Origin of the sequence: Desulfovibrio sp. (genome assembly GCF_018379785.1) — a bacterium.
Taxonomy (GTDB): Bacteria; Desulfobacterota; Desulfovibrionia; order Desulfovibrionales; family Desulfovibrionaceae; genus Desulfovibrio.
In genome coordinates, this window is record NZ_JAGZUV010000006.1 from 1 (window position 1) to 13,943 (window position 13,943).

14 protein-coding genes, 1 tRNA gene, 1 pseudogene and 1 riboswitch are annotated in these 13,943 nt (G+C 53.3%); of the genes and pseudogenes, 10 read left to right on the plus strand and 6 right to left on the minus strand.

The genetic code is table 11. From position 1 onward, the window contains the following. A pseudogene (locus tag KH208_RS02035) lies at positions 1–165 on the minus strand (helix-turn-helix domain-containing protein); the annotation flags it as partial. A gap of 136 nt (positions 166–301) precedes the next feature. Between KH208_RS02035 and KH208_RS15500 the strand changes: the two are divergent. The 5 genes from KH208_RS15500 (at position 302) to KH208_RS02055 (ending at position 2,512) form a co-directional block, all read left to right on the plus strand. Further along, positions 302–523, plus strand: a complete 222-nt coding sequence (locus KH208_RS15500; RefSeq protein ID WP_367114934.1) for a helix-turn-helix domain-containing protein — start codon at positions 302–304, stop codon at positions 521–523. An 81-nt stretch (positions 524–604) separates the two neighbouring features. After that, positions 605–1,105 (plus strand): helix-turn-helix transcriptional regulator, encoded by a 501-nt coding sequence (locus KH208_RS02040; RefSeq protein WP_291433378.1) that lies wholly within the window; start codon positions 605–607, stop codon positions 1,103–1,105. 100 nt (positions 1,106–1,205) lie between these two features. Then, positions 1,206–1,403: a helix-turn-helix transcriptional regulator gene (locus KH208_RS02045; RefSeq protein WP_291433380.1), complete on the plus strand. Its 198-nt coding sequence runs from the start codon at positions 1,206–1,208 to the stop codon at positions 1,401–1,403. Next, positions 1,393–1,980 carry a helix-turn-helix transcriptional regulator gene (locus KH208_RS02050; protein WP_291433382.1) on the plus strand — a complete coding sequence of 196 codons (588 nt, stop codon included), beginning with the start codon at positions 1,393–1,395 and terminating at the stop codon, positions 1,978–1,980. The genes KH208_RS02045 and KH208_RS02050 overlap by 11 nt, the downstream gene beginning before the upstream one ends. A gap of 94 nt (positions 1,981–2,074) precedes the next feature. Further along, positions 2,075–2,512, plus strand: a complete 438-nt coding sequence (locus KH208_RS02055; protein ID WP_291433384.1) for a helix-turn-helix transcriptional regulator — start codon at positions 2,075–2,077, stop codon at positions 2,510–2,512. 136 nt (positions 2,513–2,648) lie between these two features. Here the strand turns inward: KH208_RS02055 and KH208_RS02060 are convergent, their stop codons facing one another. Together KH208_RS02060 and KH208_RS02065 are read right to left on the minus strand one after the other, a co-directional pair. Beyond that, positions 2,649–4,367: a 30S ribosomal protein S1 gene (locus tag KH208_RS02060; RefSeq protein ID WP_291433386.1), complete on the minus strand. Its 1,719-nt coding sequence runs from the start codon at positions 4,365–4,367 to the stop codon at positions 2,649–2,651. Between the two features lie 138 nt (positions 4,368–4,505). Beyond that, positions 4,506–5,096: a hypothetical protein gene (locus KH208_RS02065; protein WP_291433388.1), complete on the minus strand. Its 591-nt coding sequence runs from the start codon at positions 5,094–5,096 to the stop codon at positions 4,506–4,508. 54 nt (positions 5,097–5,150) lie between these two features. Beyond that, positions 5,151–5,403, plus strand: a riboswitch (cobalamin riboswitch). Between the two features lie 43 nt (positions 5,404–5,446). Here KH208_RS02065 and KH208_RS02070 point away from each other — a divergent pair. Beyond that, on the plus strand, positions 5,447–6,358 hold the full coding sequence (locus KH208_RS02070) for a sirohydrochlorin cobaltochelatase (RefSeq protein ID WP_291433390.1): 912 nt from the start codon (positions 5,447–5,449) through the stop codon (positions 6,356–6,358). A 126-nt stretch (positions 6,359–6,484) separates the two neighbouring features. Here KH208_RS02070 and KH208_RS02075 read toward each other — a convergent pair whose 3' ends face one another. Together KH208_RS02075 and sfsA are read right to left on the minus strand one after the other, a co-directional pair. Next, positions 6,485–7,774, minus strand: a complete 1,290-nt coding sequence (locus tag KH208_RS02075; protein WP_291433392.1) for a phenylacetate--CoA ligase family protein — start codon at positions 7,772–7,774, stop codon at positions 6,485–6,487. A gap of 260 nt (positions 7,775–8,034) precedes the next feature. Further along, complete coding sequence (gene sfsA / locus KH208_RS02080; RefSeq protein WP_291433394.1) at positions 8,035–8,877, minus strand: DNA/RNA nuclease SfsA; 843 nt, start codon at positions 8,875–8,877, stop codon at positions 8,035–8,037. 127 nt (positions 8,878–9,004) lie between these two features. Between sfsA and KH208_RS02085 the strand changes: the two genes are divergently transcribed. From KH208_RS02085 to KH208_RS02100, 4 genes are all read left to right on the plus strand, one after another. Further along, complete coding sequence (locus KH208_RS02085) at positions 9,005–10,198, plus strand: pyridoxal phosphate-dependent aminotransferase (protein ID WP_291433396.1); 1,194 nt, start codon at positions 9,005–9,007, stop codon at positions 10,196–10,198. 132 nt (positions 10,199–10,330) lie between these two features. Continuing rightward, a tRNA-Ala gene (locus tag KH208_RS02090) sits at positions 10,331–10,406 on the plus strand. Between the two features lie 138 nt (positions 10,407–10,544). Further along, on the plus strand, positions 10,545–12,875 hold the full coding sequence (locus KH208_RS02095) for a DGQHR domain-containing protein (RefSeq protein ID WP_291433398.1): 2,331 nt from the start codon (positions 10,545–10,547) through the stop codon (positions 12,873–12,875). Beyond that, positions 12,875–13,678: a Dam family site-specific DNA-(adenine-N6)-methyltransferase gene (locus KH208_RS02100; protein WP_291433400.1), complete on the plus strand. Its 804-nt coding sequence runs from the start codon at positions 12,875–12,877 to the stop codon at positions 13,676–13,678. Before KH208_RS02095 ends, KH208_RS02100 begins: the two co-directional genes overlap by 1 nt. Here the strand turns inward: KH208_RS02100 and KH208_RS02105 are convergent. Beyond that, positions 13,670–13,828, minus strand: coding sequence for a hypothetical protein (locus tag KH208_RS02105; RefSeq protein WP_291433402.1), 159 nt, complete (start codon positions 13,826–13,828; stop codon positions 13,670–13,672). The two genes, KH208_RS02100 and KH208_RS02105, sit on opposite strands and share 9 nt — an antisense overlap. Positions 13,829–13,943: the final 115 nt, after the last annotated feature.

Here is a 13,943-nt window from a genome sequence, read left to right on the forward strand (position 1 = left end):
CAGCTTTTCAAAGAGCGTCATATACCAGGCCCCCGGCACGGATTGCCGTCTTTTGGCGTCGGCAATGCTCGATTGCCTGATCGCAAGGATTTCAGCCAGCTCGTTTTGGGTGCGGGTGCGGGTTACAGCCTGGATGCGGGTTATTATTTCTGAATAGATCCTCATAGCGGCTCTCAATGTATTTTTGATAATAGTGTGAAATCGTTTCACAAGGAGTTTGTGTTAAGTTTTTATAATCTGAAATTTCGGATAACAAAAAATCTTCAAAATCTGCTAACGCATAAAAAATTAGGAATTTTTTATGATAGTTAGCAAAGTAAAAGAAATCATGCGGGAAAAAGGAGTCACGTATCAGGAACTAATAAAGCGAACGGGGATTTCCGGCGACACTGTGGCCCGATGCCGGAGTAACCGAATCAAGGAGTGCAGCCTTGGAACGCTGGAAGCCATAGCTTCCGCGTTAGGGGTGACGACTAAGGCACTGTACGATGAGCACCCGGCCAAGGAGAATACCAATTCCTGAAAAGGCCACATCGCGATCATCTGAAATTTCAGACAACAAAATTCAGTAAACGTCTGCTAGTCATGGAAAATGGAGTAATTCATGATCAGCAGTAATGTGAAGCAGCTTATGGCAGAGAAAGGGCTTACCAACCACACCTTGGCGGCGAGGGCTCGCATTTCCGCCGATACAGTCGCACGCACTAAAAGTGAAAGAATCAGAGAATGCAGTCTAGATACATTGATTTCCATTGCGCAGGCTCTTCAAGTTCAAACAAAAGATCTCTACTGTGAATCTTCTGAGATGAAAACAGCTTCAGAATATGGGACAAAGCCCTCTTTTTTGGCCATAGAATTAGGAATTATCATTAAAAAGAAAAGATTATCAATTCCAAAGCTTACACAGAAAAAGCTGGCTCTCCAATCTGGCCTTGAGCAGGCGTATCTTTCAAAAATTGAAAGAGGATTATTGCAGCCTTCATTGGACGAACTTATACGCTTGGCCCAACGCATTAATACGACGGCGTCTCATCTCCTGAAACAGGTCGAAGCAGCAGAGAGTCAGAAACACGCATCTCATGCTTCAAAAAATAAATTTCTGTAGTATGTTGATCGACTATGTCAAATCCATATTTATATACTATAGCATCACTGACTTCATTTTATTGATTCGATTTTAGTGCACCCTCAAAAGGAGCGCACCAATGGTAAAAAGCAATCTTGCAATCCTTATGAAGGAAAAAAAAATCACATACCGGCGACTTGAAGAGCTTTCAGGTATTGCGGGAGAGACAATCAACAGGACCCGAGGAGCATTAATCTACGAATGCAAGTTATCGACCCTTGATGCCTTGGCCAGGGCTCTACATGTAAAAATCAAAGATTTGTTTGATGAAGAGTGAAGTTCAGACCACAAAAAGCCCACATGGAGATATGGAACCAAAAGTCGATAATTTTTTTGGAAAGGCATTGCTTCAAATACGTCTCCGACTAGTGGCTGTTTCTAAATTAGGATTTTCGTTCTCTGCCAAGAAAGACGAACCTTGGGCGGCGGGAGTATATTCAAACATATTCGACCTTCGCACGGGGCGAGCCCGGCGCCGGCAGAGGGCGAAAGGACAAGTTAGAAACAGCTCCCAGAGTTCCCAATACCAGCTGGCAAAGTTATCCGGTATTTCAGAGCAGGACGTACCCCCGATGATCGAAAGTAATGTCAAAAATATTATGGAAAATATGCATATTACATATGCCGAACTGGAATCGGTGACAGGACTTTCGAGCCAGACCATTACCCGCGCCAGGAGCCGCAGAATCCGGGAAATGAGCTTGGAAACACTGGAAACTATTGCTCATGCGCTTGGAGTGACGGTTAAAGACCTGTTTGATGAACGTATTGTTTCCCATAAAAAGCAGACAGAGCAAGCCATCTCTCAGCGCCCTTCTCCGCAAAACGAAGATCAGGGGGCTCCTGTGAAATAAAAGCAGGCCGACGAGCTTCCTCTCCGGCCCGGCTGATTCTCCCGCCTCTTCCGTGTCCGCACGACATCAACATAACAGCTATGTTCTACCTACAATGAACAATAAATTCCCCCCATGCCCTTTTGGAAAAATCCTCGTCCGTGCTCACGAGAAACGCGGCATCACACAATATCGTCTTGCACAGTTGGCGGGGCGCTCCGTTCAGCAGATCAGCCGGATTGAGCGCGGCGAAAGAGAGCCCAAACTTTCAACAATTATTATGCTCGCCCGCGCACTGAATATGGGGCCGGGGATTTTGGTGAACGAGGCGGCAAAGGTGATGTGTGCCCCACAAGAGCCGTTATTGCCCGGCAGTGCCACGGCTCGGCTCATGCGTGAGGATTGGTTCAGAATCCTGATCCCAGGTTCGCCGACGTTGTGCCTTGACCGTCCCCGGCCAGCGCAAGGGTTTTTCGCCTGCTGCGGAATGAGACGGGACTATGCCCGGCTGATTTATGTGATAACGCGTGAAAACCGTCCACAAATCCAATGAAACCGGCAAAACGGATATCCCGTTCCGGTAATGGCAGACTCAAGTACGCCTGCCATGATGAAAAACAGCGAGCGGATCCGGCACAGAAAAAGGGCGCCCTTGCGGACGCCCTTTTTGTATCGCTGAAACAGCCGACCTAGCTGTTTTCGCTGTTTTCGCTTTCCTCGAACTTCTGCTTGAGCAGGTCGCCCAAGCTCTGCCCGGCTTCCTGCGGGCCGGAATGGAATTCCTTGGGCTTGCGGCGTTCCTCTTCATCCTTGATCTGCTTGATGGAGAGGCCCAGGCGGCGCTCCTCGGCGCTGACATGGATGACCTTGGCCTGAATTTCCTGGCCTTCCTTGTAGATTTCCGCCGGGGTCTTGACCTTCTTGCCGGACAGTTCGGAGACGTGCACCAAGCCTTCGATGCCCTCCTCAACTTCCACGAAGAGGCCGAAGTCGGTGATGTTGGTCACCACGCCCTTGACGGTGCAGCCCACGGGATAGGTATCCGGCACATGGCCCCAGGGGTCGTCCACCAGTTGCTTGACGCCCAGGGTGAACTTCTCGTTCTCCTGGTCCACGGTAAGCACCTTGGCCTGCACAGTGTCGCCCACCTTGTAGAGCTCGTTGGGGTGGCGCACCTTCTTGGTCCAGGAAATATCAGACACATGGATGAGGCCGTCGATGCCGTCCTCAATGCCGATGAACATGCCGAATTCGGTGATGTTCTTGATGACGCCCTCAAGGACGGTGCCTTCGGGGTACTTCTCGGCCACCAGCTCCCAGGGGTTGGGACGCACCTGCTTCATGCCCAGGCTGATGCGCTTCTTTTCGCCGTCCACGCCCAGAATGACCACTTCCACTTCGTCGCCGGTGTGGACCATCTGGGAGGGGTGACGCAGCTTGCGCGTCCAGGACATTTCGGAAATGTGCACCAGGCCTTCCACGCCGGGCTCCAGTTCCACAAACGCGCCGTAATCAACCAGATTGGTGACCTTGCCGGTGCACTTGGCGCCTTCGGGGAAGCGGGCGGAGATATCCTGCCAGGGGTCGGGCACGAGCTGCTTGAGGCCCAGGGAAACCTTGTTGTTCTCACGGTCGAAGGAAAGCACCTTGAGGGTCAGTTCCTGGCCCATGGTGATCATTTCCTTGGGATGGCGGATGCGCTTCCAGCTCATGTCCGTGATGTGCAGCAGGCCGTCCAGGCCGCCCAGGTCCACGAACACGCCGTATTCAGTGATGTTCTTGGCCTTGCCCTGGACGATCTGGCCTTCCTCCAGGGTGCGCAGCAGATCCTGACGCTTGGAATCGCGCTCCTCTTCCAGCAGCACGCGGCGGGAAACAATGACGTTGCTGCGGCGGCGGTTGATCTTGAGCACGCGGAATTCAAATTCCTGGTTGACCAGAGCGTCCATATCCGGCACGGGACGCAGATCCACATGCGAACCGGGCAAAAACGCCTCCACCCCGCCGATGTCCACCGTGTAGCCGCCCTTGATGCGGCGCACGATATGGCCCTTGATGACCCTGTTGTTTTCCTGCACGTCCTCGAGCTGGTCGAAGACCTGCATGCGCTTGGCCTTTTCAAAGGAAAGGGTGATGGTGCCGTCCATTTCGTTCTTGCGCACCACATAGACGTCCACCCTGTCGCCCACGCTGACGGTCATGTTGCCGGCGGCGTCACGGAATTCAGCCGCGGGAATCTGCCCCTCGGACTTGAAATTCACGTCCACCAGAACATTGTCGTCATCCACACGGACGATCTCGCCTTTGGTAATGGAGCCTTCTTCAAGGTCGCCGAAATCGGGATTGAGATAGTTTTCGAGGGCGCTTTCGAAATTAATTTCGTCGTGCCCGGTTTCCTTGTCTGCCATCTGCCATGCCTCCAAATAATTTCCCCTCGCTGAGAGAGTGGGAAAAATTATCAGAGGCAAAGGAAAAGCACAAGAGAAATTGTCCGGCGCACAGTTTTACGGCCAGAAGGATAAGGTGGAAAACTACAAAGCGGGATGTCAGGCCGCGAGCCAGAGCAGATCCGGCTCGGGCAGCGCCAGACCGGCTGGCGGCGTGGCCGCCAGCGGGAGCAGGACTTGTCCCGCGTCGGCGGGCCGGGCGGCCAGGCCCCGGCACAGCAGATGCCCGGCCAGCTCCTCGGCGATGCTGTTGAAGCAACGCAGCTCGATCCAGACCGGCGCCTCAAGCCGGGCCTCGGGCGCGGGAGGCGCGTCCTCCCGGCGCTGGGTGATGGCGGCGCGCATGGCCGCGTACCGGCCGCCCCGGCGCAGGGCTGCTCCGGCCACGCCGGGCATGGCCGCCGAAAGGGCCAGCCGGTCGCCGGAGGCCAGGGGCACGGCAAAATCATCCACAGCCAGGCCGTTACGCAGAATGGTCTGGATGCGGCTTTCCACATAGGCTTCTTCCAGGCCCAGTCCCAGCGTCAGAAAACGCCCCAGGCTCACGGCATCCCCGCCGCGCGCGGGCAACAGCACGCCCCGGCGCAGCAGGGCCGCGGCTTCGGCCGAAACCTCGGCGTTGAGCCCTGCCGGAATTTCTGGCCGCTTGCCGGTGCCGGGACGGACATCCATCTCAAAGGAAGTATTCATGTTCAAAGCATAGCCTGAAATGCGCCTCGGGCCAAGGCCCGGCATGCGTCCGGCTTGACTTTTGCCCCTCCCTGTTGTCCCCTGCACGCTGTAGCGGGGAATTCCGTGCGAATCGGAAACAGTCGCGCTGCGGTAAGAGGGTACAGAGCTTCTTCGCCTTGCCGGAAACATCCCGGCGGGGCGCGACAGCCAGCCGTCACAGGTGAAGGCGAAGCCGAGGCGCGGGGCCGTTGTCCTGATTATGATCAGAAACGCGGGCCTCCACATCCCTTAAGTCCGAACACCCGCTGGCCGGGGCGCTTTGCGCCGCCGCCGTATCCACCTTTCAACGCACGATTGAGGAGGTTGCCATGTCTCGTACGTTGCGCGTGTTCCCGCGCGTCCTGCCGCTTTTCCTGCTTCTGCTGGCCCTGCTGGCCGCGTCCGTCCAAGCGGCGGATCAGAAAGCCCCCAAGGAAGGGGTGCTGCTGGTGGCTTTCGGCACCAGCGTGCCCGAAGCCCTGCCCTCGTTCAAGGCCGTGGACGTGTCCTTCAAGGCCGCGTTTCCGGACACGCCCGTGGTCTGGTCCTACACCTCGCAGATCATCCGCAAAAAACTTGCCAAGCAGGGCAAGCCCGTGGGCGGCATCAGCGACGGCTTGGCCGCGCTGGCCAAGGCGGGGGTGAAAGTGGTGCGCGTGCAGTCCCTGCATGTGATGCCCGGCGAGGAATTTACGGAGCTTGAGCGGGCCGTGCTGCTGGATATCCAGAAGCATCCGGGCCGTTTTGAGGCCGTGTACCTGGGCCGCCCCCTGCTGGAGTCGCACAAGGATGCCTTAAGCGTGGCCAAGGCCGTGCTTGCCGATATGGGCGGCAAGCGCCGGAAGGGCGAGGCTGTGGTGCTCATGGGCCACGGACAGGCCCACGGCCGGGCGGACCTGGTTTTTGAAGGCACACGGGCCACGTTCAAGGAAAGTGACCCCCTGGTCTTCATGGCCACGGTGGAAGGCGCGCGCGGCATTGACGACCTGCTGGCCGAGCTCAAGGCCCACAAGATCAAAAAAGTCTGGCTGCAGCCCCTGATGGTGGTGGCCGGGGACCACGCCCGCAACGACCTGGCCGGGGACGAGGAGGATTCCTGGGCTTCCAAGCTCAAGGCCGCCGGTTTCAAGGTGGAGGCCAACCTCAAGGGCCTGGGCGAAGTGCCCGGCGTGCGTGATCTCTTTGTGGACCATGCCAGGCAAAATGTGGACGACCTGACCAAGGAACCCAAGAAGCAGTAAAGCCGGATTTATCCACTGCAGCAAAGACGCCGTCCGTTTCCACACTCCGTGGAGACGGGCGGCGTCTTTGGGCCTGAGTTACGGCACTCCGTTCCGCCGTCCTGAAACCGGCGGACGAAAGCGGGATCAGCGCTTGTCGATCACCCGCTTGGATTTGCTGAACGTACGCGGCAGGCCGGCGTAATCCGCCACCCGCACTTCCATGCGCGCCAGAATGGCCTTGTGCAGCCGCCGCTCCAGAGCCTGGGCCAGGGCAGCGTCATTGCCGGACGGCTGATCCTGGGCGCGCTCCACAATCAGGGCCAGATGGTCCAGGGAGCGCTCGTCCCTGGTCAGCTCCATCTGGTATTCGCCGCCCAGTTCCGGGAACCGGCCGATGACTTCCATGATCTGGCCGGGATAGATGTTCACGCCCCTGTAGATGACCATGTCGTCGGAGCGGCCCAGAATGCGGTCGTGCCGGGGCATGTTCAGGCCGCAGGAGCAGCGGCCCGGCAGCAGGCGGGTCAGGTCGTGGGTGCGGTAGCGCAACAGGGGCACGGCCTCCTTGCGCAGGCTGGTGACCACCATCTCGCCCACTTCGCCCTCGGGCACGGGCTGCAGGGTGTCCGGGTCCAGCACTTCGATGATGAACAAATCCGCCCAGTAATGCAGGCCCTCATGGGCGTCGCAGTCCATGGCCGTGCCCGGACCGTACATTTCGGTCATGCCCGCGATGTCATAGCTGCCTTCCAGGCCCAGCTTGCTCTCGATGGCCAGGCGCATTTTCTCGCTGCGCGTCTCGGCCCCGCAGATCATCTTGCGCAGCCGGATCTGATCGCGGATGCCCGCGCGCTCCACTTCCTCGGCCAGCAGCAGGGCCATGGAGGCCGTGGCCCCGAAACAACTGGCACCCACGTCCTTAAGCAGTTGCAGATGCATTTCCAGATTGCCCGGCCCCACCGGGATGGTCAGCATGCCGAAAAGCTCGCTGCCCAGCTGAAAGCCCGCTCCGGCGGTCCACAGGCCGTAACCCACAGCCACCTGCATGCGGTCCTCGGGCGTGAGTCCGGCCAGTTCGTAGCAGCGGGCCATCTGGGTGCTGAACGTCTCGATGTCGCGGCGGCTGTAGGCCAGAATCTTGCGCTTGCCCGTGGTGCCGCTGGAGGCATGGATGCGCACCACGTCCTTTTCCGGCACGCAGAGCAGGGGCAGGGGATAGCCCTCGCGCAGATCCTCCACGTCCACTGTGGGCAGCAGACGCAGATCATCCAGGCTGCGGATATCCTCGGCACGCACGCCGCAAGCATCCAACCGCGCCCGGTACTGCGGGGAATTGCGCGCCTGGCGCAGGGTGTAGCGCAGGCCGTCCAACTGGGTCTGCCGGAGCTGCTCGTCCGTAAGCCGGGGAATGAAGCGATGGGTCGTGTCGGGCATGGAAAGAGCCCCCTCTGTTTGTCTGGCGGTCTGTCCCGCCGTACTGCCCGTGCCCGGACCATACGCGGGCCGCGTGCGGGCGGGAACGGCGGTTTGTATCCGCTTCCGTTGTTCAGCCCCGTTTCTAGACTCCCCGCACGCGGAAAGTCAATAAAGGCGCACGGGCAGCACAGGGCAGACGCATCTAATTCGGTAACTATTTGAAATTATTAATATATAATAAGCTATATTTGTTGTTCGTAGCAAATAATTTCAAATAGTTAGATGCTACGTGCGTCTGCCCTGACGGGCAGCAAGCCGCCCAGATCCACCCCGCGCGGGCTGACCACGGCCCGGTAGGGATAGATCTCCACCCCGCGCGCGACCGCCTCATAAAAAAGCTCGGCATAGGCCGGATCAATAAAGTCCGCCGGTGCGAAACAGTGCCCGTCAGGCCGTTGCACCAGATAAAACATGGCCGCCCGCTCGCCGTGGGCCACAATGTCCATGAGTTCGCGCAGATGCTTCTGCCCGCGCTCGCTGGCCGCGTCCGGAAAGCAGGCCGCATCGTCCTCCACCATGGTCACGTTTTTGCATTCCACCCAGAGCGGCGGCAGGCCCGGCCCGCTGAACAGGCCGTCCAGGCGGCTCTGGCCGCGCTTGGCCTCGCGGGTCAGCCCGGCGTAGCCCTCGGCAAAAGCCAGCCGCCCGGCGAGAAAGGCCGCCTCCAGCATACGGTTCGGCACACTGGTGTTCACCCCCACCCAGAATCCGGGGCCGCCGGGAACCGGGCCGGGCGGCCCGGGTACGGCGCTTTCCGCCAGCCAGACGCATTCCTGGGTATATTTGAGCTTGCGGGCCGGATTGGCCGCCGGAGAGGCCAGCACCGGCGCGCCGGGCCGGGTCAGGCCCAGCATGCTGCCCGAGTTGTTGCTGTGCACCCAGACCGGAGCGCCGTCCAGGCGCAGTTCCACACTGAAACGCTTTTGCCGTTGCACGAACGTCCCGATCACGCAATCCGGCGCGAAGGGCAGCAGCGGCGCCGCATCCGCATTGCCGAAACCTTCACCGGCCGGACAGCCGCCCGGTCCGGACGGCAATCCCTGTTCATCCCTGTCCCGCATTTACACCCCGCTTTGAACCTGCTAAAAAATTCGCGGCAGATTTTTCGTTCTTTTCCGCCGCGTCCGCGCGCCAAACGTCAGAAGGGCGACATTTTCAATGCCATGCCGCTCTTCTAAGGAGCCCTCTATGCAGATTTCCGAACGCTTGCGCAGCATCAAACCTTCTCTGACCCTCAGTGTCAACAGCCGGGCCCTGGAGCTCAAGGCGCAGGGCGTGGACGTGACCAGCCTGGCCGTGGGCGAACCGGATTTCCCCACGCCCAGGCATATCTGCGACGCGGCCAAGGCCGCCATTGACGCCAATTTCTGCCGCTACACCGCCGTGCCCGGCATTCCCGATCTGCGCAAGGCCGCGGGCCGCTACTTTGAACGGAACTACGGCACGCCCGTGCCCATGGAATCCATTATCATCGGCGCGGGCGGCAAGCACTGCCTCTACAATTTCATGCAGGCCACCATCAACCCCGGCGACGAGGTGCTGATTCCCGCGCCCTACTGGCTGAGCTATCCCGACATGGTGGAACTGGCGGGCGGCGTGCCCGTGACCGTGCATGCCGGGCCGGAACGCAATTTCAAGGTCACGCCCCTCATGCTTGAGGAAAAGACCACGGACAAGACCCGGCTGCTGATCCTCAACTCGCCCAGCAATCCCACCGGCGCGGTCTATTCCGACCGCGAGTTCATGCAGATCATGCGCTGGGCTCTGGCGCGGAACATTTTTGTGCTGTCGGACGAAATTTACGACCAACTGGTCTTCCCGCCCGCGCAGATGACCAGCGCCATCACCTGGTTCGAGCACTGCCCCGAACTGGTGGCCGTGCTCAACGGCCTGTCCAAAAGCTATGCCATGACCGGCTGGCGCGTGGGTTTTCTGGCCGCGCACCCGGACTTGGTTAAAAAAATCTCCTCCATGCAGGGACACAGCACCTCCAGCATCTGTTCCGTGTCCCAGAAGGCCGCCCTGGCCGCCCTGGAAGGCCCGGTGGAGTGCGTGGACGAAATGCGCGCGGCCTTCCTGCAGCGGCGCGATCTGGCCCTGGAAATCATCAAGGCTTGGCCGTGGGCTGTCTGTCCCAAGCCGGACGGGGCCTTCTATCTCTTTGTGGACGTGCACCAGTGCTACGGCGACCAGGTGCGTAATTCCACGGAGCTCTGCACGTACCTGCTGGACAAGGCCCATGTGGCCTTGGTGCCGGGCGCGGCCTTCGGCGACGACAACTGCATCCGCCTGTCCTACGCGGTGGCGGACGCTGTGCTGGCTGACGCCCTGTCCCGGGTGGGCGAGGTGCTGGGTGAACTGGCGGGAGAAACCCGGCGTTGAGCCGGATAGCCCGAATATGGCCGAATATGGCCGGATTGCGGACCCCGAAAACTCCGGCCCGCGCGGCCCTGAAAAAAACGTATAAAAAATATTGACAGACGCCGCTCTTTTGGGCAGTATGCCTTCTGCCGTGGGGCTGTAGCTCAGTTGGGAGAGCGCTTGAATGGCATTCAAGAGGCCGTCAGTTCAATTCTGTCCAGCTCCACCAGATATCTTAACCCCCCCGATCATCGAAAGATGGTCGGGGGGTTTTTGCGTGTTCAGGGTTGAGGAAGTCGTCAAAAGAGTTTAAAATAATCATCATGCTATATTTTTTGCCACATCTAATTTTCTTCAAGGTTAGACGATGAAGAATGAACCGAAAGCTCTTCTAAGCTCTATTATCAGCTCTGATGCCGATAAAAGCAAAGAATTTACGCAGCGTCGCCGTGCTTCGCTTACTAAAACCATCTCTTCATCTAAAGTTAATGACTATCTCGATCACGGATGGACAATCGTAAAAAAATTGAAGAAAGGTACACAAATTAGGTTTGACAAACCATTTTCTGAGATTGTTGAAAACAAGTTGTGGTGCTTATTGTATAAAATGGGTTTTTCAGAGCTCAATAAAGGAAATGAATTTGAAATATTTTTCAAAACCGCAGAAGGCGAAATTGCTTCAAAACATATCAATGTATTTGCAAAAGATGATGACACGATAATAGTCGCAGAATGTAAAAGTTGCGAAAAGTTAACACGTATATCACTCCTTGATGATTTAGTTACGCTATCAAATATTAAACGTCGACTTGTTAATTCTATAAAGAAGTTTTATGAAGAAGAGTTTAATCACAAAATTATTTGGATTTTTTTTACATCAAATATTATTTGGTCAAAGGCAGACGTTACAAAAGCAAATGAGTTAAAAATCAAGGTTATTACAGAGAAAGAATATGAATACCTCAATCAAATCGTGATTCATTTGGGAGTCGCAGCACGGTATCAATTTCTAGCTGAATATTGTTGTGGTGAAGATATCCCGAATCTAAGGAATAGATCTATACCCGCAATTAAGGGGCGTTTAGGTGGGAGATTTTTCTATAGCTTTGTCACGACACCAGATCATTTGCTTAAAATTGCTTTTGTGAACCATAGGGCTCTTGATGATCCACGGGGCATCCCCGCATACCAACGGCTAGTAAAAAAAGAAAGAATTAAAGAAATAGAGAATTTTATAAGAAATGGTGGCTACTTTCCTACCAATATATTGATCAATTTTTCGCACAATCTTGAATTCAAAAAAATCAGCAAAGGGGACGATGGTGCCATAGAGTATGGCTTACTAAATTTACCCCCAAAGTACAAAACGGCTTGGATCATTGATGGGCAGCATCGGCTTTATGGTTTTGCAAATTTGCCACCGGAAGAGAGGAAGCAAAATATTTTTGTTTTGGCCTTTGAACGCTTGCCAAAAGAAAAAGAGGCTGAGCTGTTTGTCACAATTAACCATGAACAAAAATCTGTCTCCCGAACGTTATTAGATGACCTTGAAGGAGACCTGAAGTGGGGAGCTTCAAAGCCTAATGAACGAATTGGGGCAATTTGTGCTCGTTTAATAAAAAATATAAACACTGAGATTGGTGGTTTTTTTTATGATAGATTTATAGCACAAGGGATAAAGGCATCAGACAAGAATAGTCTGACGATTCCTTGGATAAAAAATGGCCTTAAAGATTCCGGCCTGTTAGGCCGCGCAACAGACCAGAATAAAACGTATGCTCCTGGCGTCCTTTCAGGTTCTGATGATGTTGAGACATTAAATAATGCTCATTCGTTCCTTGAGGATTTCTTTGGGGAGATTGTAGGCGCTAATCCCGCTAGATGGGAAATGGGGAGAACAGGATATTTATGCACAAATGCGGGAATATTTGGCTACTTACTCTTAGCATCAGCTCTAGCTAAGCATTGCGGGCTAAATAAATACCCGTGCAAGCTAAATACAAATCAATTTATAGATAAGATTTATGAATATATGGATCCTGTACTTTGTTTTGTTGCAAGTGCATCAGATGAACAATTTTCTTCGAAATTCAAAGTTCCCTATGGGGCGTCTGGCCCTAAACAATACTACTGGCAACTCTGTAAAATCATAAATTCTGTCTATCATAACTTTTCGCCTGAAGGATTTACCAACTGGAACGAAGCTCAATCATATGAAAAGGTAGCTAATGCAGATAGTCAGGTGAAATTTATCCAGTCATCAGTTGCAGAGTATATATTCAAAAAGCTCAAAGCTGTATACCAGAATAATGAAAAATATCTTATGCTTTCTGTAGATACAAAAACATATACTAAGGCTGTTGAAAAACAGACTCAGAGTATAAAAGAAGGGAAAGACTATCCAATAGAGGTCTTTTTTGACTTTAGTGATGTTATTGAAATTGTGACAAGCAAAAATAATTGGAAATATTTTCAGGATGTTTTTGCTATTCCTCGCAAGAGCAATAATAAGAAGGATCAAACCGCATGGATGATTCGGGTCAACCAATTAAGAAGAAATCATGCCCACCCCTCCCCGGATCGAAGTTATAGCGTTGATGACTTTGATTTCTTAGATGAGTTTGTAGAAGTCTTGGAACAAAATTATGAGCGTGTTGGTTTTTCCCCGACACAACAATATAATAGTGACCGTAGATAATGCCAGCACAACTCCCTTTTTTGACATGGGCTGGGGGAAAACGCTGGCTCATGAGGCAGTATGCTTCTTTATTCCCACAACGGTTTAAAACTTATTATGAACCCTTTTTGGGGAGTGGTGCAGTTTTTTTCCATCTCCATCCAGAAAGATCTATTCTCTCTGACTTGAATTGCGATTTAATTAATACATATATACAAATCAAAGAACATCCAGCTCTCGTATTTAATAGATTAACAGAGCATCATAATCTACACAGCACCGAATATTATTACCACATACGAAAACAGATTTACCCAGACGCCATTGATCGCGCTGCACAATTTATCTATTTAAATCGGTCATGCTGGAATGGTCTATATCGTGTTAATAGAGCCGGTCAGTTTAATGTCCCAATTGGTACAAAAATGAACATAATACTTGCATCTGACAATTTTTACAACACAGCATTATCTCTAGAAAAAAGCACTCTCAAATGCGGAGATTTTAACAATATTGACGATATGATTGAAGAGGGTGATTTTATTTATTATGATCCACCATACACAGTGCAGCACAATAACAATGGCTTTATAGAATACAATAAAAAATTATTTTCATGGTCTGATCAAGAAAGGCTTCACTGCTCTGCAATAAAAGCAAAAAAAGCAGGGGCTTTTGTTGCGATATCAAATGCACACCATCCTTCAATTGTTTGCTTGTATTCAAAGGAATTTAATATTCATATTCTTAACAGATATGCTTCAATATCAGGGATCAAAAATGGAAGGAAAAAAACAGAAGAAATACTCATAACATCATATTAGCTGACTCGATAAAAACATTTCAGCCATTTTTATAACGCTTTTTATGTCTAGAATGTTATTATAAGCACGACGACGCTGCGCAAATTCTTTGCTTTTATCGGCATCAGAGCTGATAATAGAGCTTAGAAGAGCTTTCGGTTCATTTTTCATCGCCAAACCTTGAAGAAAATTAGATGCGGCAAAAATACAGCATAATAATTATTTTAAACTCTTTTGACGACTTCCCAAGTTCTATCATTAGCCCTGAACACGCCAAAATCTCCGA

Bases quoted from the DNA above. Each gene is read 5' to 3' on its own strand.
- KH208_RS15500 (WP_367114934.1), top strand. From the start codon at position 302: ATGATAGTTAGCAAAGTAAAAGAAATCATGCGGGAAAAAGGAGTCACG.
- KH208_RS02040 (WP_291433378.1), top strand. From the start codon at position 605: ATGATCAGCAGTAATGTGAAGCAGCTTATGGCAGAGAAAGGGCTTACC.
- KH208_RS02045 (WP_291433380.1), top strand. From the start codon at position 1,206: ATGGTAAAAAGCAATCTTGCAATCCTTATGAAGGAAAAAAAAATCACA.
- KH208_RS02050 (WP_291433382.1), top strand. From the start codon at position 1,393: ATGAAGAGTGAAGTTCAGACCACAAAAAGCCCACATGGAGATATGGAA.
- KH208_RS02055 (WP_291433384.1), top strand. From the start codon at position 2,075: ATGAACAATAAATTCCCCCCATGCCCTTTTGGAAAAATCCTCGTCCGT.
- KH208_RS02060 (WP_291433386.1), bottom strand. From the start codon at position 4,367: ATGGCAGACAAGGAAACCGGGCACGACGAAATTAATTTCGAAAGCGCC.
- KH208_RS02065 (WP_291433388.1), bottom strand. From the start codon at position 5,096: ATGAATACTTCCTTTGAGATGGATGTCCGTCCCGGCACCGGCAAGCGG.
- KH208_RS02070 (WP_291433390.1), top strand. From the start codon at position 5,447: ATGTCTCGTACGTTGCGCGTGTTCCCGCGCGTCCTGCCGCTTTTCCTG.
- KH208_RS02075 (WP_291433392.1), bottom strand. From the start codon at position 7,774: ATGCCCGACACGACCCATCGCTTCATTCCCCGGCTTACGGACGAGCAG.
- sfsA (WP_291433394.1), bottom strand. From the start codon at position 8,877: ATGCGGGACAGGGATGAACAGGGATTGCCGTCCGGACCGGGCGGCTGT.
- KH208_RS02085 (WP_291433396.1), top strand. From the start codon at position 9,005: ATGCAGATTTCCGAACGCTTGCGCAGCATCAAACCTTCTCTGACCCTC.
- KH208_RS02095 (WP_291433398.1), top strand. From the start codon at position 10,545: ATGAAGAATGAACCGAAAGCTCTTCTAAGCTCTATTATCAGCTCTGAT.
- KH208_RS02100 (WP_291433400.1), top strand. From the start codon at position 12,875: ATGCCAGCACAACTCCCTTTTTTGACATGGGCTGGGGGAAAACGCTGG.
- KH208_RS02105 (WP_291433402.1), bottom strand. From the start codon at position 13,828: ATGAAAAATGAACCGAAAGCTCTTCTAAGCTCTATTATCAGCTCTGAT.